Origin of the sequence: Sodalis sp. RH16, assembly GCF_047324245.1 — a bacterium.
Taxonomy (GTDB): domain Bacteria; phylum Pseudomonadota; class Gammaproteobacteria; order Enterobacterales; family Enterobacteriaceae; genus Acerihabitans; species Acerihabitans ligni.
Map to the genome: position 1 here is coordinate 5,277,834 of NZ_CP178737.1, position 21,114 is coordinate 5,298,947.

Consider the following 21,114-nt stretch of genomic DNA (forward strand, 5'->3'; position numbering starts at 1 on the left):
CTGTCGGGGGCGAAGAGGTGGTTAATGTCGAATCCAACGTTGATGTTGAGGTCAAGGCGGGGGGCAGGCCTGCTTTGGCGGACCCGGTGGCGGATAAGATTGGATGTGATTTAGCGGCCAGGGCGGAGGACAAGGTCGATTTTGCGGTTCCGGATAAAGGTGATTTTGCGGCCAGTGTGTTTGTGCTGCTGCCGTTACTCACCAGCGCCTTGATACCCGGCGGCAGTTGCTGATTCGTCTCCTGCGCCGCGACTCGCTGCGGCAAGAGGAACAAAATCGAGTAAAATAAAAAAAGCAGATGCCTTGAATGATGGCATGGCGTTTTATTAAGTTTCATCCCGGTACCCCGGTCCGGCGTCCGGACCGGGCCTTAGTGAAGCCCTGTTGCGGCAACGGTCGCCTGCCGTATGCTTCCGCCCGGCAAAGGCCGTGCGGTTCCGGCGTTCGCGGATGCGGTATGCGCACCATTGCCGATCCGTCACTTGCTTCCCCCCAGCATGGAGGTCATGCGGATCTGTCGTTGGTCGCTCACTTCCAGATTGGACAGTACCGCCAGCTGCGGCAGCGTGCGGCGCAGGAAACGGGCCAACAGCGGACGCAGGCTGTGATTAACCAATAATACCGGCGGCGCGTTGAGGCTTTCCTGTTTTTGCAGCGCCTCTCTGGCCTGGGCCAATACCCGATCCGCCATGCCGGGCTCCAGACCGCCGCCATTTTGCAGTGCCTGCAATAACACCCGTTCCAGCGCCAGATCCAAACCGATAACCTGTATTTCGCTCTCCCCTGGGAACCAGCGCTGGGTTATGGCCCGGCCCAGGGCAACCCGCACCACCACGGTTAATTCAGCCGGGTCTTTTTGAATCGGCGCATGTTCCACCAGGGTTTCGATAATGGTGCGCATATCGCGGATCGGCACATTCTCCGCCAGCAAATTCTGCAGTACCTTGTGGAAGATGGTCAGCGTCAACACTCCGGGGATAAAATCTTCCGTCAGCTTGGGCATATCCTTGGTTACCCGATCCAGTAACTGCTGGGTCTCTTGCCGGCCCAACAGTTCGCTGGCATGTAAATTGATCAGGTGATTAAGATGGGTGGCCACCACGGTGCTGGCTTCCACCACGGTATAGCCTTGGGTCTGCGCCAGTTCTTTCAGGGCGCTGTCAATCCAGACCGCCGGCAGACCAAAGGCCGGGTCCTGGGTTTTATCCCCCGCCAGCTCTCCTACCGCGCTACCCGGATTAATCGCCATCCAGCGCCCGGGATAGGCTTCCCCATGTCCCATCTCAACGCCTTTGAGCAGGATCCGGTAGCTGGCGGGCTGTAACTCCAGATTATCGCGGATATGCACCACCGGCGGCAGATAGCCGGTCTCCTGGGCGAATTTTTTCCGGATACTGCGAATACGGGCCAATAATTCGCCATTTTGCTGAAAATCCACCATAGGGATTAATCGGTACCCCACCTCCATGCCAAGCGGGTCCTCCAATTGGACATCATTCCAACTGGCCTCCTTAGCCTGGGCGTCGTCGCGCTTGGCGGGAAGGGCCCCGGCCGCCGGCTCGGTGGTGATTTTACCCCGCAACCACCAGGCCAGACCCAGCAACATGGCGGTGAACAGCAAAAACACCATGTTCGGCATGCCGGGCACCAGGCCCAGCAATCCCAGAACGCCGGCACACAACACCATGACTTTCGGGTTGTTGAACAATTGGCCGACCATCTGCTGGCCGACATCTTCGTTGGTGCCCACCCGGGTAACAATGACCCCGGCGGCGGTGGAAATCACCAGCGCCGGGATTTGCGCCACCAGTCCGTCGCCAATGGTCAGCAAAGTATAGCTCGAGGCGGCGTCGCCCAAGGCCATGCCGTGCTGAATCATCCCCACCAGCAAACCGCCTATTAGGTTGATCACCATGATCAACAAGCCGGCGATGGCGTCGCCGCGGACAAATTTACTGGCGCCATCCATTGAACCGTAAAAGTCCGCTTCCTGCGCCACCTCGCTGCGTCGGTTTTTTGCCTCGGCCTCGGCGATAAGTCCGGCATTAAGATCGGCATCAATGGCCATTTGCTTGCCCGGCATACCGTCGAGGACAAATCGCGCTCCAACCTCCGCGATCCGCCCCGCCCCCTTGGTGATAACCATAAAGTTAATCACCACCAGGATAATGAATACCACGATACCGATGGCGAAATTACCGCCCACCAAAAAATGGCCGAATGCCTCAATCACCCGTCCTGCCGCCGCGGTACCCGTATGACCATGCAGCAAAATGATACGGGTAGAGGCGATATTCAAAGACAGGCGCAATAAGGTGGAAAACAGCAATATGGTGGGGAACGCGGCGAACTCCAGCGTACGTTTGGTGAACATCGCCACCAGCAGCACCAAAATCGACAGGGCAATATTAAAGGTGAACAACAGGTCCAGGACGAAGGGCGGCAAAGGCAGCACCATCATCGACAAGATCATCAAGATCAATACCGGACCTGCCAATATTTGCCATTGGATGGATTTGATGTCGCCGGGCAATCGTAATAACGCTATCAGGTAAGCCATGTCACTCTTTCTCGTGAGCAAAATCCAGTGCCGCCGGCACCGGTAAATGTGTCGGTGATTTTGGAATCAATCCGCCTTCTCGGCGCCAGCGTTTCACCTGGTAAACCCAGGCCAGCACTTCAGCCACGGCGGCATAGAGCGTGGTCGGGATCGATTGGCCGATATCGCAGTGCCGATAGAGCGCTCGGGCCAGCGGCGGAGCTTCCAGCGTCGGAATACGGTAATTTTCCCCTAATTCGCGAATGCGCAAGGCAATTTCTCCCGCCCCTTTGGCAATGACCTTCGGCGCGCTCATTTTACCGTCTTCATAACGCAGCGCCACGGCATAGTGGGTGGGGTTGGTGACGATAACATCCGCCTTCGGCACATCGCTCATCATGCGCCTGCGAGACAAGGCGCGCTGTTGCTGGCGAATGCGCTGCTTGACATGGGGATCGCCTTCTTGTTCCTTGAACTCGTCCCGAATGTCCTGACGGCTCATGCGCAGCTTTTTGTTATGGCTCCATATTTGCCAAAACACGTCAAATGCCACGATTGGGGTAAGGGACAAGATAATCATCAGCAGGCAAACGGCGATAAGCTTCAGCGCATCGCCCATGGCCGTTACCGGCGGTTCCATCACCAGATGCAGCATGCGCGGCCAGTGATACCAGAGATAGTATCCGGTCACCCACCCCACCAGCAGTGATTTTAAGACGGCTTTGAACAATTCAGAGAGGGACTGGGAGGAGACGAGGCGTTTGAGTCCCGGCAGCGGATTGAGCTTGGCCAGATCGAATTTAATCGATCCGGGGTTAAACATAATGCCGCCCAGCAACGTCGGCGCAGCCAAGGCCATAATCACCAGGCCGATAAACACCGGCAGCAGCGCCCATAGCGTCTGCTTGAGCAGCGAGACGACCTGGAACAGAATATTGCGATCGTCACTGATAATACCGTGGTCAAAACGCATTCCCTGCGCGATCATCGCCGCCAGCTGGCGGGCCAATGATTCGCCGCCCATCCACAGTATGGCCAGCCCGGCCAGCAGCATCAGCACCGAGGTCAATTCACGGGATCGGGGAATCTGCCCCTCTTCGCGGGCCTTCTCCAATCGGTGGGCGGTGGGCGCCTCGCTTTTTTCCAGATCGCTGTCGTCCGCCATCAATTGTCCCGGTCAGCCCTTGGCATGCAAATTCGCTGTATAGCATGACAAAAACGCCCCGATCTTATGGCGTGAACAACGGGCTAAAGGGGGGGCTATTTAACGGATAGCCGCGCCTGGACAGCGCGGTAAGCCCGCTATCGCCTAACGTGCGGCAAACCTGTTAAAGGGAAATCGTGCTGATGGGGTCGAATCGGGCGTGGTTTTCCCGCCCGACCGAGACGCTCGTCAGAACCTGTCAGAAACCGAGGCTGTCAAGCAGGTCGTCCACCTGATCCTGATTGGCCACCACTCCGTCGACGCTGTGATCGAGCTGCGGACCGTTAAGCAAACCGTCGCTGGCGCGTTTGGCCTGAACCGGCTCAGGCATATTCTCCAACAGCACCATCAGCAGCTGCTTTTCGATTTCCTGGATCACATCCATCATGCGCTTGATCACCTGGCCGGTGAGATCCTGAAAATCCTGCGCCATCATGATTTCCAGCAATTGCTTATGGGTAAAAGCGGTATGGTCAGGCACTTCTTTCAGATAACGGCGGGTATCGGTCACCAGTTCACGGGCATCCGCCAGTTCAATAGGATTTTCAAACCAATCGTCCCACCGCGTGGTCAGGGTCCTGGCGCCCTTTTCCATTTCAGTCTGCCGGGGCTGGGCCGCCTCGACGCTGTTAAGCGCCCGTTCAGCCGCCTGAGCGGTCATCTGCACTACATAATCCAGCCGGTCACGGGCATCGGGAATGGCTTCAGCAGCCTGGGCAATAGCCTGATCCAGACCTAATTCCTTCAGACTATCCCGCAACATGCGGGTCAATTGCCCGATGCGGGCAATAAGATCCGTGGCGCTGGCGTTCGGCATGGCTGGTGTATTATTCATACTCTCTCCTGATTACATCCCCAACTTTTCGAATATTTTATTCAGCTTCTCTTCAAGCGTGGCCGCGGTAAAGGGCTTCACCACATAACCGCTGGCCCCCGCCTGGGCGGCGGCGATGATATTCTCTTTTTTGGCTTCCGCGGTGACCATGAGCACCGGCAGCGAAGCCAGGGCTCCGTCCTGGCGGATACTTTTCAGCAATGTCAGACCGTCCATATTCGGCATATTCCAGTCGGAAATGACAAAATCGATGTTGCCGGCGCGCAGCTTGGTGAGGGCATCAATGCCATCCTCAGCTTCGTCCACGTTAATGAAGCCCAGTTCTTTCAGCAGGTTACGAACGATGCGACGCATTGTCGAAAAGTCGTCCACCACCAGAAACCTGAGTTCTTTATCAGCCATACCTACTCCTGTTATCAATATTGCCCGCTATCGGGTCGCTAAATACGTAATGCCTGGCCGGCGCTTATCTGGGTCATCATCCGTTGGCTCATTTGATGTAACGGCACGACTTCGTTACTGCCCCCCATGGCGATAGCCTCCCGGGGCATGCCGAATACCACGCAGCTGGCTTCATCCTGCGCCAGGGTATAGGCGCCGGCATTGCGCATGGCCAGCAGCCCGGCCGCGCCGTCGTTGCCCATGCCGGTCAGGATGACGCCGACGGCATTACGACCGGCGTATTGCGCCACCGACTTGAACAGCACATCCACCGACGGGCGATGCCGGTTTACCGGCGGGCCGTCGTGCAGTCGGATCTGGTAATTGGCGCCGCTGCGCGCCAGCTCCATATGCCGCGCGCCGGGGGCGATATAGGCATGTCCCGGTAATATACGTTCCCCGTCTTCCGCTTCTTTTACCGTGATTTGGCACAGCTTATTCAAGCGTTCGGCGAAGGATCGGGTAAATCCGGGGGGCATATGCTGGGTGATGAGCAGCGCCGGACTGGTGGCGGGCAGCGGTTCAAGCACATGCCTGATGGCCTCCGTACCGCCGGTGGACGCGCCGATGGCGATCAATTTTTCACTGCTCAGCAGCGGAACGTTCAGCACCGCCGGCGCGCTGCCCCCCTGCCGTTTGGGCAAACGGGCGCGGGCGGCGGTGCGGATTTTTTCGGCAATGGATTCGCTGTAGGCCAACATGCCGTCACGCAGGCCGCTTTGCGGTTTGGTGACAAAATCTATCGCGCCCAGCTCCAGCGCCCGCAGGGTAATTTCCGATCCGCGGCCGGTGAGGGATGACACCATCACCACCGGCATCGGCCGCAGGCGCATCAGCTTTTCCAAAAAATCCAACCCGTCCATGCGCGGCATTTCCACATCCAGCGTTAATACCGCCGGATTGAGTTTTTTAATCAGTTCCCGCGCCACCAGGGGATCAGGGGCGGTTGCCACTACTTCCATATCGGGAAAACCATTAATGATTTCAGTCATTAATTGACGCATCAATGCGGAATCATCAACACACAGCACCCTGATTTTATTCATCTTCTTTCCTTAGTCAGCTGATAGACCGTCTGTCCGCGCAGCTTGAAGTCATCACTGATCTGGCTGAAATTTTCCGAATGGCCGGCAAACAGCAGGCCACCGGGTTTCAGCAGCGGCGCAAAACGGCGCAGGATCCGCTCCTGGGTCACTTTATCGAAGTAGATCATCACATTACGACAAAAAATAGCGTCAAAAGGACCCGGCAGGGCCCAGTCCGAGGCCAGGAGATTCAGGTACTGAAAACGCACCAGCGCGCTCACTTCCGGACGAACCCGCGCCAGACCGTCATGGGGACCCGTACCACGCAGGAAAAACCGTTGCCGGTGCGCGGTACTGAGCCCCCGCAGCTCCTCATGGCGATAAACCCCGGCCCGGGCCTTCTCCAACACCTGGGTATTGATATCGCTGCCGATGACCTGCACCTGGCTCAGGGAACCCGGCAGCGTTTCCAACAGCGTCATGGCAATGGAGTAAGGCTCCTCGCCGGTGGAGGCCGCGGTACTCCAGACGCTGTAGGCCCCCGGCCGCTCCTTGGCGTGGCGCGCCAGGATCGGGAAATGGTGCAGCTCGCGAAAAAAAGCGGTCAGGTTGGTGGTCAAGGCGTTAATGAACACCTCCCACTCTTCACCGTTGGCGTCAGCTTCCAGACGCGCCAGATAGGTGCCGAAATCGGACATCCCAAGGGTGCGCAACCGCCGCACCAGGCGGTTGTAAACCATCTCCCGCTTGTGGCTGGCCAAGACAAGGCCGGCCCGCTGATATATCAACTGGCAGATGCGCTGGAAATGCGCATCGGATAAGGGCACAGGAAGTGCCAAATTTGACCATGGTGCGGCATTTTCAGCCTGATTAGGCATACGCTTTCTCATTGAGCCATGCTTGCGCCGGGCTTAGGTTGATTGCCCGATGGGACGGGAAATGAGATCCACTGCCTGCTGCTCGCCGGCGTCTTCCTGCTGGTCATGATGCTGCAGTCTGAAAACGCGTACCGCCTGCATCAGGGATTCCGCCTGCGACTCCAGAGCCCCGGCGGCGGCGGCGGATTGTTCCACCAGCGACGCGTTTTGCTGGGTAGCGGCGTCCATCTGATTCACGGCGGCGGCCACCTGGTCGATACCGCGGCTCTGCTCATCCGAGGCCGAGGCGATTTCAGCCATAATATCGGTGACGCGGCTTACCGAGCGGACAATCTCGTCCATGGTATTGCCGGCGGAGGCCACCAGTTCGGACCCCTGCTGCACCCGTGACGCGGATTCGTCAATCAATCCCTTGATTTCCTTGGCCGCCTGGGCGCTGCGCTGCGCCAGACTGCGTACTTCTCCCGCCACTACCGCGAATCCCCGGCCCTGCTCGCCGGCCCGCGCCGCTTCCACCGCCGCGTTCAGCGCCAGGATATTGGTTTGGAAGGCAATACCGTCGATAACGCTGGTAATATCGCTGATTTTACGTGAGCTGGTGGCTATGTCCGCCATGCGCTGCACCACGTTGCCGGTAAGCTCGCCCCCCTTATGGGCGGTGGCGGAAGCATCCCGGGCCAATTGCGTGGCCTGACGGGCGTTTTCGGCGTTTTGTTTCACGGTGGAAGTCAGCTCCTCCATGCTGGTGGCCGTCTCTTCCAGCGATGCCGCCTGCTGTTCGGTACGAGACGATAAGTCGTTATTACCGCTGGCTATCTCCTGAATACCGCTCAGCATGGAATCGGTTCCCTCGCGTACGGCGTATACCGTTTTCGCCAGTTCGTCGCGCATGGCTTCCAACTGATGGAACAGCCGGCTGATTTCATTACGTCCGCTCGCGACGATGGGATTGCCCAGATCGCCGCCGGCGATGGCGTTAAAATGCCCGCTCATCACCGCCAGCGGGCGCAGCAGCATATTTTTCAGCCATACCAGGGACAGCAGGATAAGGACAAGGGTAACCCCGGTAACCCCGCCAAGTATCCAGCCGGACAGCCGGTAGGCATGGAGATTGTCGTCACCGGAATCGGCAATGACGCCGGAGAGATAATTCATGTTGGCAGTATACTGCTGCTCAAAAGCGTCCTGGAATTGTTGGGTCGGCTGCGCCATAAAGGCCTGGACATTACCGTTATCCAGCATGCCCACCGCATCATTCAGCGCGCCGATCAATTCATTGAAACGTTTGGCGGTCTGGGCGCGCAGCGCTCGTTCCGTATCGTTGCTTACCGGTGAATCGTTAAATTCCTTATACACCGTTTGTGAATGGGCAAGGGTCCGTTTAGCCTCGTCCATAATCGGTGTAATTTGCTCCAACGGCGTATAGGACGCAAAGCGGGTGGCGGCCCGGTTGAGGGAATTACGGGTCTGCAATATTTCCGTCCAGCTCAGACTCAGGGAATTCCGTTTCAGGTTGTCCGTCTCAACGTGAGTGAAATTTTCTTTGCTGTGTCTGAATGCTTCAAAGGAGAGTCCGCTGCTTAACAATTGCATTAAACCAAAGATCAGGACAATCATGATCAGGCTGGTGGAAATCCGAATACGCGTTAACATCATTAACCTCTTGCTGGTTTTTTAACTAATACAATGCGTAATTAAAAGGTTTCCCAATTTTCCTGAGACGTTGCTTCAAGCGTTTTTATCGGCGTCCGGGCCGGGGTTTTGGCCGGACCGGCGGGGGGAACGGGGCGAGGGGCGTCTGCTTGCGCGTTCCCTTCCGCCGGCGCCGTGTTATCAGCCAGGCTGAAGACGGAAACCGCCTGGGTCAATAGCCCGGCCTGGGTTTCCAGTACCGCGGCGGCGTCGGCGGACTGCTGCACCAGGGCAGCGTTTTGCTGGGTGGCGCGATCCATTTCGGCCACCGCTTCCCCCACCTGATCGATGCCACGGCTCTGCTCATCTGAAGCAGAAGCAATTTCTCCCATGATGTCGGTTACGCGGGTCACCGAGTTAACGATTTCCGACATGGTTTCACCCGCGCTTTCCACCAATGTCGACCCCACATCCACCCGATTCACCGAGTCGTCGATAAGCCCCTTGATTTCCTTCGCGGCCTGGGCGCTGCGCTGCGCCAGACTGCGGACTTCACCGGCCACCACCGCAAATCCCCGGCCCTGTTCACCGGCCCGTGCCGCTTCCACCGCTGCATTGAGCGCCAGGATATTGGTCTGGAAGGCAATACCGTCGATCACGCCGGTAATATCGGCGATTTTCTGCGAGCTGCCGGCAATTTCATGCATGGTCTTCACCACGTTATCCACCACCTTGCCGCCCTTTTGCGCGGTTTCGGAAGCGTTCAACGCCAGCTGTTTAGCCTGGCGCGCATTCTCGGCGTTCTGTTTTACCGTAGCGGTAAGCTGTTCCATGCTTGCGGCGGTTTGCTCGAGTGCGGAAGCCTGCTGTTCGGTACGAGAGGAAAGGGAGTTATTGCCGGCGACAATGTCGGTGGCGCCGCTGTAAATGGTGTTGGCGCTCAGGCGCACGGATTGTACCGTGCCGGCCAGCGATTGCTGCATATCCCGCAGGCTTTCCGCCAGTTTTCCCATCTCGTTACGGCTTTGCACTTCCAGCTCATGGGTTAAATCCCCATCGGCGATACCGCGGATATGTTTAATGAGATAATTCAGCGGATGCAGCAGAAGGCGGCGGATACCCAACCAAACCAGCAGGGAGATCAAAACCACCAAAACCAATACTCCCGCCAAAACGCTGATGGACTGGGTATAAGCCTGGTTGCTGCTGTCCACCGCATCGTTGTACAGCTGGATATTACCCGCCAGAAACCGGTTATAATAATCCTCGAATTTATTTTGCAGATCCTGCGTACTCTGGGCATTAAATGCATTGATATCGCCGCCGCTCAGGCTGGTATTCAGCGCCGCCAGCGCGGTATGCAGCAGGTCATATTGCTGCTTAAGCGACTTGAGCGTGCCTTCATCCTGCCCGGCAACCGGGGGCATAGCCGCAAAAGCGGCGAAGGTCTGTTCAGAGCGGGTCAGGGTTCCCTGGGCTTCCGTCAAGAGTTCGGTCACCGTCGGGCCGCTGCCCATCTTGTTGGCATCCAGCAGAAAACGTATGCCCGCGCGGTTCAAGGTATTGCGGGTTTGTATCAGCGCCACCCAGCTTGCGCTGAGAGAGGTTTGCTGCTTACGGATATTCTGATAGATATCAAAATACTGTTGATCTTTATTTAGCGAGCGATAAAACACGCCTCCCGATGAGATTTGCAATAAACCAAAAATGATCAATATAAGAACTAAGCCGGTAACAACTTTTATTCGGTTAAACATGCCTGAAGTCCCACTACACCTGGTGTTATTTTTATCGGCAGGGGGCAGGCAAACTTTATCGCTAATTGCATATACCCGTCATCTTTCACGCTGCAGCGGTGTTGGCTGCGCCCGCGCACCCCAGTTACTTAGTTATCTAAGCTCCTTGGGTGAGCGAGTTTGCCGCCTTGCTGCAGCGTGAAAGCTATAGGGTAAATAAGCGCCCATGGGCGGATTCAGCCGATTCCGCCGGCGGGCAAACACTCAATGAGCGGCGGCGGTATCCACTAGCGCCATTTCCTCGCTGTTCAATAAACGTTCGATATCCACCAGAATCAGCATCCGTTCCCCCAGCGAGCCGAGACCGGTGAGATACTCGGTGGCCAGAGTAACGGCAAATTCCGGCGCCGGACGAATCTGATCGGCAGTAAGGGAGAGCACGTCCGAGACGCCGTCTACGACGATTCCCACTACCCGTTGGTTCAGGTTCAGTACAATAACTACCGTGTTGTCGTTATACAAAACGTCTGTTTGCGCGAATTTAATCCGCAAATCGAGAATCGGCACGATAACGCCGCGCAGATTGGTGACGCCTTTGATAAAGGCCGGCGTATTGGCGATACGCGTAACCTGATCGTAACCCCGGATCTCCTGGACCTTAAGTATATCTATGCCATATTCTTCATCGCCCAGGGTAAAGATCAGGAATTCCTGCCCTACGGTTTCCCCCGTCAGCGCGGTGACGTTTGCGAGTCCTGCCATGGTTTTCACCTTTTAATCAGTCGGCTATTCCCGTCATACTTCAAGTTGCAGGTACGTTGGCTTTTCTCGCTCACCCCAGTCACTTACTTGAGTAAGCTCCCGGGGATTCGCTGCGTCGCCGCCTTCCTGCAACTCGAGTTATTTAGGGTATAAATTTAAAAAATTAAGCAGCACCGGCCATCCGTTTATTACGGTTCAGGGCCTGTAATGCGGATACATCAATGATCAACGCCACGCTGCCGTCCCCCAGAATAGTGGCGGCAGAAATGCCCGGTACCTTGCGGTAATTGCTTTCCAGGTTTTTCACCACCACCTGGTGCTGGCCGATTAACTGATCCACCAGCAGTGCGTAGCGACGGCCCGCACTTTGCAAAATCACCACAATACCCTCGGTGGGGTCGGTTTTGGCATCGGAAACATCAAACAAACGATGCAGTTCAACCAAGGGCAGGTATTCCCCCCTGACCTGCAACACCTGCTCGCCGCCGGCCAGGGGATGCAAATCCTCCGCCTGCGGCTGCAGGGACTCCATCACCGTATTCAGCGGCAGGATAAAGACATCCTGATTGACCCGGACCGACATCCCGTCGAGGATGGCCAGGGTGAGCGGCAGCAGAATACGGATAGTGGTGCCCTTGCCCGCCTGGGACAGAATATCCACATGGCCGCCCATCGCCTGGATATTACGCTTCACCACGTCCATGCCGACGCCGCGCCCGGAAACGTCAGTGACCTGTTCAGCGGTGGAGAACCCCGGCGCGAAGATCAGCATACCCACCTCCTCGTCGGTCATGCTGTCGCTCACCGCCATGCCCTGAGACAGCGCCTTGGCCAGAATTTTTTCCCGGTTCAGTCCGGCGCCGTCATCAATGACTTCGATGCAGATATTTCCCCCTTGATGCTCGGCGCGCAGCAACAGATTACCGACGGGATTTTTACCCAGTGCGCTGCGGATATCGGGGGATTCAATACCGTGATCCAGGCTATTGCGCACCAGGTGGGTCAAGGGATCGATGATCCGCTCAATCAGGCTCTTATCCAGCTCCGTGGAACTGCCCTCAAGAGTCAGCTGTACCTGCTTATCCAGCTTGGCGGCCAGGTCGCGCACCAGACGGGGGAACCGGCTGAAGACATATTCCATCGGCATCATACGGATGGACATCACCGATTCCTGCAAATCGCGGGCGTTGCGCTCCAGTTGGCCCATGCTGTTGAGCAAATCACTGTGGCGGGCCGGATCCAGATTGCCGGATCGCTGGGCGATCATCGACTGGGTGATAACCAGTTCCCCCACCAGATTGATGAGCTGATCCACCTTCTCCACCGCCACCCGGATACTGGTATCAGCCGGCTTTATGCGCGGCGCGGCAACGGCGGTGTCCGCCTGCCGGCCCGATTGCTGGGCAGCGGCATGGATTGGCGTCACGTTATCACGGCTGCCGTCGCCTTCGCCGGCGGCAATGTTCGTTGGCGGATTCAGCGGCGTAATAGCATCGGCCGCCGTGTCGCCGGCGGCATCATTCATCACGGCGCCGCCGTGCTCGGGCAAGGATTCCGCCGTAGTGTTTTCAAGCCCGCCCGCGGCGCTTACGGGTAAGTCCCCATCGTCCTCGGACGCAGTATTGCCGCCCTTCTCCGGCGTCTCATCCGCGATAGCGGCTTCATCGAAATGGATTTGTTCCGCATCCAGCACAAAGCAGAGCACCGCGCAGATATCGTCTTCGCTTACGGTGGTCTGCAGCGTGGCGCTCAGGCTGTCACCGGTTTGACCGTGCTCGAGCACGGTGCCCAGATTGCCCAGCTCATCAAGCATCAGGGGGATCTCGGTTTCCTTCAAGGCGCTCAAGCGAATATGCAGCACCGCGTCCGACGATATCAGCGCGCCAGGTTCCGCACCGCTTTTCGACCCGTCGTCAGCCGCCACGCCTTTGGCCTCCAAAGCCAGCTGGCGCAGCGCGGCGCAAATGTATTCAAAGCTCGCCGCATCCGGTTCCTGAGCCGTCTTGTAGGCGTCTAGTTGATCCTGCATGATATCTTTGGTTTCCAAAAAGAGGTTAACGATTGCCGTGCTGAGGGCCATTTCACCCCGACGCGCCTCATCCAGCAGGTTTTCCAGTAAATGGGTCGTCTCCTGCAATACCGTAAAGCCGAACGTCCCCGCCCCGCCCTTGATGGAATGCGCCGCGCGGAATATCGCATTCAGCTGCTCGCTATCCGGATTTTCCGGATCCAGTATCAGCAGGTGCTGCTCCATATCCGCCAGCAGCTCGGCGGCCTCATCAAAAAATGTTTGGTAAAATGCGCTAATATCCATGCTCATGACATTACCCCTGCTGAATCACGTCCCTTAGGCCACAAGGCCGTCGGCGACGCTGTTATATCCTCGTTAGGCAGATGAACCCTGACTCCGTAGAGGGTACCTGACAATCTGTTGACCCGGGCACCTGAAGCGGAGGGCACCGGAGCGCTTTGGCGTTTGGCCGGCGCCGCCGGAAAAGCATTCGGCGCCGGGGGAATGTCCGTGGTTATCCTGGCGCGGGCCGCGGCCGGCGGATTCGCTGCCGAAACCGGCGGCTGGACCTGCGGCGCCGGGGCATTGGCTGCCGGTGCCGGCGGCTGGACCTGCGGCGCCGGCGGATTCGCTGCCGGAACCGGCGGCTGGGCCTGCGGCGCCGGGGCATTGGCTGCCGGTGCCGGCGGCTGGACCTGCGGCGCCGGCGGATTCGCTGCCGGAACCGACGGCTGGGCCTGCGGCGCCGGCGGATTCGCTGCCGGAACCGACGGCTGGGCCTGCGGCGCCGGGGCATTGGCTGCCGGTGCCGGCGGCTGGGCCTGCGGCGTCGGCGGATTCGCTGCCGGAACCGACGGCTGGGCCTGCGGCGCCGGCGACGCGCCTCTGCGGGCATCGGCCGCTTCCTTGAGGGCCGGCTGCGCCGAGAGCTCTTCAGATCCGGTTACCTCTACCGCCGGGTTTTGCACATTTTCATGTTCGATCATCTCTTCCGTTTGCTTATTCAACACCACCAGGCTGATACGGCGATTTATCGCGGCATAGGGCTGTTTCGGCGCAATACTCATGGTGGAAGACATCCCCACCACCCGCAGAATTTTCCCCTCGGCCAACCCGCCGGAAATCAGTTCACGCCTTGAAGCGTTAGCGCGGTCGGCAGACAATTCCCAGTTGCTGTAACCCCGCTCGCCGTTAGCGTAAGGGGCGGCATCGGTATGGCCGGAAATGCTGATTTTATTAGGAATATCATTAAGAATGGGGGCAATGCCGCGCAATACATCGCGCATATAGGGCTCTACCAATGCGCTGCCGGTTTCAAACATCGGCCGGTTCTGACTGTCCAGAATCTGTATCTGCAATCCCTCTTGCACCATGTTAATCAGCAATTGAGGCCGCAACACCCGCAGGCGCGGATCGGATTCGATAAGTTGATCAAGCCGTTCACGCAGGTGATTGAGCCGCTTCTTTTCCAATTTTTCCATCAGATTATCGAGACTCTTGTGCACATCCCCCTGCTGGCGGGTCGGATCGTCGCCACCGCCCGGAATCGGGCTGCTGTCCGTACTGCTTCGCGGGCCGCCGGTCAAGGCCACATTAAGCGGCGTACGAAAATACTCGGCTATGGTGGTCAATTCCTGCGGACTGGCGATGGACAACAGCCACATCACCAGGAAAAACGCCATCATGGCGGTCATAAAATCGGCGTAGGCAATCTTCCAGGCCCCGCCATGCTGCGCTTGACCATGGGACGATCGGCGTTTGCGTATCACCACTACCGGCTGGTTCTTCATGCATCTTCTTCCGCCGCAGCCTTCACCGGCTCTCTGGCATGCCTGACGTGTTCCTCAAGTTCGGTAAACGAAGGACGTTCCGCGGAATAAAGCGTTTTGCGTCCGAACTCCACCGCAATCTGCGGCGCATAGCCATGTATACTGGAGAGCAAGGTGATCTTGATGCATTGCATCATTTTGGTGGTTTCAGCGCGTTTTTGCCGTAATAACGACGCCAGGGGCGAAATAAAACCATAAGACAGCAAAATGCCCAAAAACGTCCCCACCATCGCCTGGGCGATTAACGCACCCAGTTCAATGGCCGAACGATCGGCCGAGGCCAGCGCATGCACCACGCCCAGCACGGCGGCAACGATACCGAACGCCGGTAACGAATCCCCCATCTGTCCGAGGCTCCCGGCCGGAATCTCGCACTCATGCTCATAGGTCTCGATTTCCTCATCCATCAGCGATTCGATTTCAAAGGCGTTCATATTGCCGCCAATCATCAGCCGCAAATAATCAGTAAGGAAATCAACCAGTAAATTATCCATCAGAATACGCGGATAGCGCTTGAATATTTCACTGTTCTGCGGACTGTCGATATCGAATTCCAACGCCAACATTCCTTGCTGACGCGATTTCGCCATCAATCGGAACAGCAGCGCCATGAGATCCATGTAAAGAGATTTATTGTATTTTGAGCCGCGGAAAAGGAGCGGAAGGGCATGAAACGTTGATTTGATCGCTTTCCCATTGTTACCGACGATAAACGAGCCGATTCCCGAGCCTGCGATAATCAAAAATTCGGAAGGTTGATACAGCGCGCCCAAATGACCGCCAACCAAGGCATAACCGCCAAACACCGCGGCAATGACGACTAAGTATCCCAATATCACTAACACGCCTGATCCCCCGGTAAAAAGATGTCGGCTAACACGTAGTCAAATCGGCCGGAACCGAAAGACGTTAACCATGGCGACCTCCTTCCGAGGCGACGCCATGAGTGTTGTCATCCAGGGAAAACGACCCGTTCAGACCGCGCGTATTGCCGGTTCATCCAGCAGCTTGGGGTTAATATCGGCCGTGCTCGGCAAAAGTTTACGTCTTTTTACTGCTCGTGAAGGGGGCTGGCATAAACTGCAGACAAACCCGTATTCTGGTTGGTGGGCATAGGTGATGAAATGGCCATGGCAATGACTGCATGGCGTCAACTGCAGCATTCCGCTATCGACAAATCTTACCAGCGTCCAGGCACGGGTCAGCGCCAGCAGCGGCACTTCACCGTCCGCTTGCGGACATTGTTCCAAATACAGGCGGTAGGCGCCGATGACAGCTTCGACGCCGAGTGACTGACCATTCTGCACCAGAACCTGATAGATATTATAAAACATGGAAGAATGGATATTCTGCTCCCATGTCATGAACCAATCCGTTGAAAACGGTAACATTCCCTTGGGCGGCGGGCTCCCGCGCAGTTCTTTATACAGTTTGATTAACCGACCGCGACTCAGCTGCGTCTCGCTTTCCAGCATTTGCAATCTTGCCCCTAGCGTTATCAACTCCATTGCAAGCTGGATATCTTTCGCCTCTTGCACAATACTTTTTCCGACCATCGCTAAGCCCTTTTTTTCGGCATTTGACTTTCTTTCGAGGCCAGCCGTTCTTGTAATTGGCTCGATAATAAAATACCGGTATGTATTTGCTGCAATTCGTCCACTCGCGAATCTTGCGTGAGCTGGGTTATGGTTTGATGATCGTTAAAGCGGAACAGGCATAATAACTGATTCGTTTCAGCCAATTTGACCATTTGCGGCAAAGTCAATTGCAGTAATACATCCGCCATTCTTTCATCTATACCCAAACGGAACATAGCTGATGCTTTTTCTTGATTGATTAGTCGTTGCGCTAATAAAAGATACGATAAATTAATATCGTAAACATGTTTGCGTATTTCACTCGTATTCATTTTCCCATCCCTCTAGACTATGTTTAAAAACATAACTTGGGTGATAAAAATATCGCCCGGTATCCGGGGATCTTTCCCCTGGGTGGCTAATGAAAATCAGCGGTACCAGACGATGATTTAATTATCCGGCAAGCCCAACGGCCAATTTTTTAAAGCCAAACCGTTAATAGTCTTCCGAATAAGTTTGCCCACAATCGTCCTGGTTCATTAGGGTTTCTTCCCTGAAACATATTTACAATTTAGTGAGATTATTCCTAATAGCGCCGCAACTCTAACGCTGAATCCGTCGTTCATACAATCTACCCCCAGGCAAATTTTAGATAAAGTGTGATCTACATCACAGAAAATGAGTTTACTTGATCAGAATTGCTACTGGTCAGACATGATGAGTGATTAAATAATAAGCACATAACCGTTTTAAATGATAATAATTATCATTTACGATGTTTTCCTCAGCGCTTTATGCCAAATTGACGCAAAATGACAGAATATCATTCCTTTATTCAAATTCTCGGCCTAAAATATGTTGTTAAAAATGAATTTCCAGCAGATATGCTGTTTATGGCTGATTTCTACTTTGAATGCATCAATAACATTCATGAAACATATGCTTACCGGCGACAGGAATTGACCTCTGGGAGTTGTACATTTTTTAACCTCTTTACCAAAAAACGTTAAGACTGTTCATATTCAATCATTATGGTGAAATCAATGGTAAATCAGTGTGTGGAGATAGCGGAGGCGTAATGAATACCACGGCAGAAATTAGCTGTGTCACTCTATCATCGGCGTTGATAACCAAAACTTGAGTCAAAAATTGATCAATATTTTAGCAGCGGACAGGCGGAAAATTTAATTTAGCTTAATTCTTATACCAAAGACGGAATAAAAGAAGGCCTATCGATTGAAATGCATCAATAGTCGTAAATCCTTGCCATCACTCAACAATCGGATATGGATTTATTGGCTAAAGCTTCCCGGAAGCCGGTATGAACGGTATTACAGCGCCTGGAAATGAACACGTAGGCTATGCAGAGAGGGGCATCATTTTACCTTGCCACAGGCGCCCGGCGGATACGGCGCATACCGCCGTCCTGTAGCCACAGGACGGACGGCACACGGCGTGAAAGCCTCTTTATATAGAAGACACTTTATGCAGGTTTAGGCAGCGACCCTTCTTTCAGCGGCTGCCGTCCGGGTTCAAGCTGGTGCGGTACGGCTTTCAAATCATTCAGGAAGGATTTACGCCAATGGACGATATCATTTTTGGTAATGACGTCCATCATCGCCTTATAGCGTTCGATTCTTTCCGCCTGCGGCATACGGAGCGCTTTATCAAGGGCGGAGGCGACACCGTCGCGATCGTAAGGGTTGACCAGCAAGGCCGACGTCAATTCATTGGCCGCGCCGGCGAAGCGGGATAAAATCAATACCCCGGGATCGGCGGGGTTCTGGGAGGCCACATACTCTTTCGCCACCAGATTCATGCCGTCGCGTAAAGGCGTCACCAGTCCGACATCGCAATGCCGAAAAATTTTCATCAGCAGGCTGCGCTCATAATGCTGGTTCAGGTAAAACAGGGGGGTCCACTCCAGGGTGGAGAAATGACCGTTAATGCGCCCTGCTTCCATCTCCAGCTCGTGGCGGATATCCTGATAGGCCTGAACGTCGCCCCGGGAAGTCGGCGCAATTTGGAAGTAGCGTATATTGCCTCGATGCTGAGGATAATTTTCCAGCAGGGTTTCGTAAGCCTGGAATCGCTCCGGCAGGCCCTTCGAGTAGTCAAGCCTATCGACGCTGATAATCAGCTGCCCGTTGAGCTTATCCCGCAAATGGGCCAGTTTGGGCGGCAGCCGCCCTTCCGCCAGTTCGCGAATACTGTCCGGCTCGACGCCGATGGGATAAACGCGGACAGTAACAAATTTCCCGTATGCGGAAAATTGATCTTCCCCAAGTTCTTCCACGTCGGTCACTAACGATAAATTTTCAATAAATGCCAAACGATCGGTTTCGGCCTGGAAACCAATCAGGTCATATTCGCATAACATTTCGAGTAATTCTTTACGCGGCGGCAGCGCATTGAATATTTCCGAGGTGGGAAAAGGGATGTGCAGGAAAAAGCCGATACGATTGGTCATGCCTAATTTGCGGCACGCGGCGGCAAAGGGTAATAAATGATAATCATGGATCCATAAGATATCATCTTTTTTAACCAAAGGTTTTAAACGTCTTGCCAATTTTTCATTAACATGGCAATAACCATCGTAATCCTCCCGCTGATATTGCACCAGATCGAGACGGTAATGGAAAGCAGGCCAAATCACCGTATTGGAGAAATTCAAATAATACTGATCGTATTCACTCTGCTTGAGACTAAAAGCGGCAAACGAGATATTATCCTGTTGATGATGTTCCAGCGGGAGTTCCTCCTCGCTGATATTCCCATTCCAGCCGAACCACAAACCGCCGGCGTCCTTTAATGAATCCATAATGCCAACAGCAAGTCCGCCCGCACTTTCTTTTTTGCCTTCCATGGCGGCAATGCGATTTGAAACGACCACTAAGCGACTCATAAATCCTCCCCAACCGAGATGATGGTTTTAATAGATTGACTCTCTTGTTGTTTTGCCAATGACAACAGCCATTGATGGACTTGGCCAACATCATCCAAATGATATCGCGCGGTGGTTTCTCCTGGCCCTACCTTGATGGAAACGCCGTCAAGGGCGTTAACCTGCGAAAAACCGGCTTCGTCAGTGAGATCGTCGCCGATAAAAAGCGGTGTTCGGCCGGCAAAAGGCGCTTCGTGCATAAAAGCGTGAATGGCGGCGCCTTTATCTACACCACGGGGTTTAAGTTCGACCACGCATTTTCCCGGCTGCAAGGCCAGTTCCGGGTAGCGTTGGGTAAAGGTTTCAGCCAGAGCCAGTATCTCATCGGCATAAGCCTCAGCCTGCCGATAGTGCAACGCATATGCCATGCCTTTTCCTTCCACATGGCACCCGGGATAGGCGGCAATGGCCACGTTAAGTTCCGTACCGAGCGTTGCCATTAACGCCGGCGATAATTCGGTCCGATGGATATGCCCCCGTGCATCCCGCCGTTCAGCGCCGTGCACTCCCGCGGCGGGACACTTCAGCGGCGCGCACAGCGCATCCAGCTCTTGCAAGGCGCGGCCGGAGACCAGCGCTACGGCCCCGCCCGTTAAAGAGAGAAGTTCCATTAATGCCTGCTTGATATCGTTGGGAATGGACACCCACTCAGGCCGTTTTTCGATACCGGCGAGCGTGCCGTCCAAATCAAAAAATAGCGCAAATGATTTCAGGGGGATCGGGGGTAATGGTTCACTGTCAGTCATACCTTTTATCCTCGTTTAAAACCGCAAGCGAACAGCGTGCCAAACGCCTCGCGAACAAGCGGACAGCGCTGGTGCACCTCGCTGGATAAGCGCGCAGCGCTGTAGGCGCTTCGCAGATTAATTATTGGCGCGCTATCGTTTTACGCAAACAGCCCGACGGAGATAGGTGAAAAGGTAAGCGGGTAACAAAGGAGTACACATGATAAGGGAGTGAATTCTGATAATCGTCATTCTCCTTGAAACAGCGCCGTCATGACGCGAAGCCAGCTTTGAAACCGCTTTCTATCCCGCCTATCCCTCGGACGGCTAAAGACATTAGTTAGTATAGACAATAATGTAGGGTATGTCATAAATCCCCGCCCTTCACCTTTTAAGCCGTCCGGATACTTCAATAATTCCGATAAGTCCACACAGTTTGTGCCACTTAGCACAGATGATTTGTATGCTATCCACGCTTTAAAAGGAAAAAAATGTTTAAAATTTTGTCATTTTATTTACATATCTGCGTAATAATTAGCCTATGTGGATGTTTATTGAGCAATGGTAAATGATTATCAATACCGTTTGATATGCATTCTTCATTAATAAATTGATAAATTTAAAAAAAACATCCTGTCAAAAGCGTTACAAGCGATTTCCGTTGGACAGATATGTAAAGAAAAGCCCATCCAAAAAAGGTGAATTTTTCTTATGTTTAGTTAGATAATTTTATAATATGATTGCGTATAAAATCTGCTTGCCTTTACATGAAAGCGCGCACGGCTTGATAATTTTCTCGACCCCCCTGCCGTCATGTAGAGGTAGCAAAAGGGTAAGTTTCTAAAAGCGCCCACTTCAGACTTAAGTCAAATTTATAGATCTTCTTTTGGGAGACTGATCCCAAAAAAATGTCGTTGAACTCGCTTATAGATTGTTGATAAAACATTGGCTAACTGTGACGCTTTATGAAATTTTC

General features: G+C 54.6%; 16 protein-coding genes and 1 pseudogene. 1 reads left to right on the top strand and 16 read right to left on the bottom strand.

The annotated features are described in order from the left end of the window. The first annotated feature begins 17 nt into the window (after positions 1 to 17). Positions 18 to 233: a hypothetical protein gene (locus ACL2XJ_RS24205; RefSeq protein ID WP_413724778.1), complete on the top strand. Its 216-nt coding sequence runs from the start codon at positions 18 to 20 to the stop codon at positions 231 to 233. A gap of 245 nt (positions 234 to 478) precedes the next feature. Here ACL2XJ_RS24205 and flhA read toward each other — a convergent pair whose 3' ends face one another. The 16 genes and pseudogenes from flhA to otsB all read right to left on the bottom strand — a co-directional run bounded on the left by flhA (position 479) and on the right by otsB (position 20,159). Beyond that, entirely contained in the window at positions 479 to 2,560 is a 2,082-nt protein-coding gene (gene flhA, locus ACL2XJ_RS24210; protein ID WP_413724779.1) for a flagellar biosynthesis protein FlhA, read from the bottom strand. A gap of 1 nt (position 2,561) precedes the next feature. Further along, positions 2,562 to 3,704: a flagellar biosynthesis protein FlhB gene (gene flhB, locus ACL2XJ_RS24215; RefSeq protein WP_413724780.1), complete on the bottom strand. Its 1,143-nt coding sequence runs from the start codon at positions 3,702 to 3,704 to the stop codon at positions 2,562 to 2,564. A gap of 238 nt (positions 3,705 to 3,942) precedes the next feature. Continuing rightward, on the bottom strand, positions 3,943 to 4,578 hold the full coding sequence (cheZ, locus tag ACL2XJ_RS24220; protein WP_413724781.1) for a protein phosphatase CheZ: 636 nt from the start codon (positions 4,576 to 4,578) through the stop codon (positions 3,943 to 3,945). Between the two features lie 12 nt (positions 4,579 to 4,590). Then, the gene (gene cheY / locus ACL2XJ_RS24225; RefSeq protein WP_203521154.1) at positions 4,591 to 4,980 is read right to left on the bottom strand and encodes a chemotaxis response regulator CheY; all 390 of its coding nucleotides are present in this window, start codon (positions 4,978 to 4,980) and stop codon (positions 4,591 to 4,593) included. A 38-nt stretch (positions 4,981 to 5,018) separates the two neighbouring features. Beyond that, the gene (locus tag ACL2XJ_RS24230) at positions 5,019 to 6,065 is read right to left on the bottom strand and encodes a protein-glutamate methylesterase/protein-glutamine glutaminase (RefSeq protein WP_413724782.1); all 1,047 of its coding nucleotides are present in this window, start codon (positions 6,063 to 6,065) and stop codon (positions 5,019 to 5,021) included. Beyond that, positions 6,062 to 6,922 (bottom strand): protein-glutamate O-methyltransferase CheR, encoded by an 861-nt coding sequence (cheR, locus tag ACL2XJ_RS24235; RefSeq protein ID WP_203521152.1) that lies wholly within the window; start codon positions 6,920 to 6,922, stop codon positions 6,062 to 6,064. The genes ACL2XJ_RS24230 and cheR overlap by 4 nt, the downstream gene beginning before the upstream one ends. 33 nt (positions 6,923 to 6,955) lie before the next feature. Beyond that, complete coding sequence (locus ACL2XJ_RS24240) at positions 6,956 to 8,575, bottom strand: methyl-accepting chemotaxis protein (RefSeq protein ID WP_413726957.1); 1,620 nt, start codon at positions 8,573 to 8,575, stop codon at positions 6,956 to 6,958. Positions 8,576 to 8,616: 41 nt separating this feature from the next. Further along, complete coding sequence (locus tag ACL2XJ_RS24245; RefSeq protein ID WP_413724783.1) at positions 8,617 to 10,311, bottom strand: methyl-accepting chemotaxis protein; 1,695 nt, start codon at positions 10,309 to 10,311, stop codon at positions 8,617 to 8,619. A gap of 243 nt (positions 10,312 to 10,554) precedes the next feature. Next, on the bottom strand, positions 10,555 to 11,052 hold the full coding sequence (gene cheW, locus ACL2XJ_RS24250) for a chemotaxis protein CheW (protein WP_132921207.1): 498 nt from the start codon (positions 11,050 to 11,052) through the stop codon (positions 10,555 to 10,557). 163 nt (positions 11,053 to 11,215) lie between these two features. Beyond that, positions 11,216 to 13,366 carry a chemotaxis protein CheA gene (gene cheA, locus ACL2XJ_RS24255; protein WP_413726958.1) on the bottom strand — a complete coding sequence of 717 codons (2,151 nt, stop codon included), beginning with the start codon at positions 13,364 to 13,366 and terminating at the stop codon, positions 11,216 to 11,218. 404 nt (positions 13,367 to 13,770) lie between these two features. Next, positions 13,771 to 14,853: pseudogene (gene motB, locus ACL2XJ_RS24260) on the bottom strand (flagellar motor protein MotB); the annotation flags it as partial. Then, the gene (motA, locus tag ACL2XJ_RS24265; RefSeq protein WP_203521147.1) at positions 14,850 to 15,737 is read right to left on the bottom strand and encodes a flagellar motor stator protein MotA; all 888 of its coding nucleotides are present in this window, start codon (positions 15,735 to 15,737) and stop codon (positions 14,850 to 14,852) included. The gene motA and the pseudogene motB, both read right to left, overlap by 4 nt. A gap of 129 nt (positions 15,738 to 15,866) precedes the next feature. Then, positions 15,867 to 16,448, bottom strand: coding sequence for a flagellar transcriptional regulator FlhC (flhC, locus tag ACL2XJ_RS24270; RefSeq protein ID WP_132921204.1), 582 nt, complete (start codon positions 16,446 to 16,448; stop codon positions 15,867 to 15,869). A gap of 2 nt (positions 16,449 to 16,450) precedes the next feature. Next, positions 16,451 to 16,801, bottom strand: a complete 351-nt coding sequence (flhD, locus tag ACL2XJ_RS24275) for a flagellar transcriptional regulator FlhD (protein ID WP_132921203.1) — start codon at positions 16,799 to 16,801, stop codon at positions 16,451 to 16,453. A 1,151-nt stretch (positions 16,802 to 17,952) separates the two neighbouring features. Further along, positions 17,953 to 19,374, bottom strand: coding sequence for an alpha,alpha-trehalose-phosphate synthase (otsA, locus tag ACL2XJ_RS24280; protein WP_413724784.1), 1,422 nt, complete (start codon positions 19,372 to 19,374; stop codon positions 17,953 to 17,955). Then, complete coding sequence (otsB, locus tag ACL2XJ_RS24285; protein ID WP_413724785.1) at positions 19,371 to 20,159, bottom strand: trehalose-phosphatase; 789 nt, start codon at positions 20,157 to 20,159, stop codon at positions 19,371 to 19,373. Before otsB ends, otsA begins: the two co-directional genes overlap by 4 nt. Positions 20,160 to 21,114: the final 955 nt, after the last annotated feature.

Excerpts from the sequence above, each read along its gene's own strand:
- flhA (WP_413724779.1), bottom strand. The coding sequence starts at position 2,560 with ATGGCTTACCTGATAGCGTTATTACGATTGCCCGGCGACATCAAATCC.
- flhB (WP_413724780.1), bottom strand. The coding sequence starts at position 3,704 with ATGGCGGACGACAGCGATCTGGAAAAAAGCGAGGCGCCCACCGCCCAC.
- cheZ (WP_413724781.1), bottom strand. The coding sequence starts at position 4,578 with ATGAATAATACACCAGCCATGCCGAACGCCAGCGCCACGGATCTTATT.
- cheY (WP_203521154.1), bottom strand. The coding sequence starts at position 4,980 with ATGGCTGATAAAGAACTCAGGTTTCTGGTGGTGGACGACTTTTCGACA.
- ACL2XJ_RS24230 (WP_413724782.1), bottom strand. The coding sequence starts at position 6,065 with ATGAATAAAATCAGGGTGCTGTGTGTTGATGATTCCGCATTGATGCGT.
- cheR (WP_203521152.1), bottom strand. The coding sequence starts at position 6,922 with ATGCCTAATCAGGCTGAAAATGCCGCACCATGGTCAAATTTGGCACTT.
- ACL2XJ_RS24240 (WP_413726957.1), bottom strand. The coding sequence starts at position 8,575 with ATGTTAACGCGTATTCGGATTTCCACCAGCCTGATCATGATTGTCCTG.
- ACL2XJ_RS24245 (WP_413724783.1), bottom strand. The coding sequence starts at position 10,311 with ATGTTTAACCGAATAAAAGTTGTTACCGGCTTAGTTCTTATATTGATC.
- cheW (WP_132921207.1), bottom strand. The coding sequence starts at position 11,052 with ATGGCAGGACTCGCAAACGTCACCGCGCTGACGGGGGAAACCGTAGGG.
- cheA (WP_413726958.1), bottom strand. The coding sequence starts at position 13,366 with ATGGATATTAGCGCATTTTACCAAACATTTTTTGATGAGGCCGCCGAG.
- flhC (WP_132921204.1), bottom strand. The coding sequence starts at position 16,448 with ATGGTCGGAAAAAGTATTGTGCAAGAGGCGAAAGATATCCAGCTTGCA.
- flhD (WP_132921203.1), bottom strand. The coding sequence starts at position 16,801 with ATGAATACGAGTGAAATACGCAAACATGTTTACGATATTAATTTATCG.
- otsA (WP_413724784.1), bottom strand. The coding sequence starts at position 19,374 with ATGAGTCGCTTAGTGGTCGTTTCAAATCGCATTGCCGCCATGGAAGGC.
- otsB (WP_413724785.1), bottom strand. The coding sequence starts at position 20,159 with ATGACTGACAGTGAACCATTACCCCCGATCCCCCTGAAATCATTTGCG.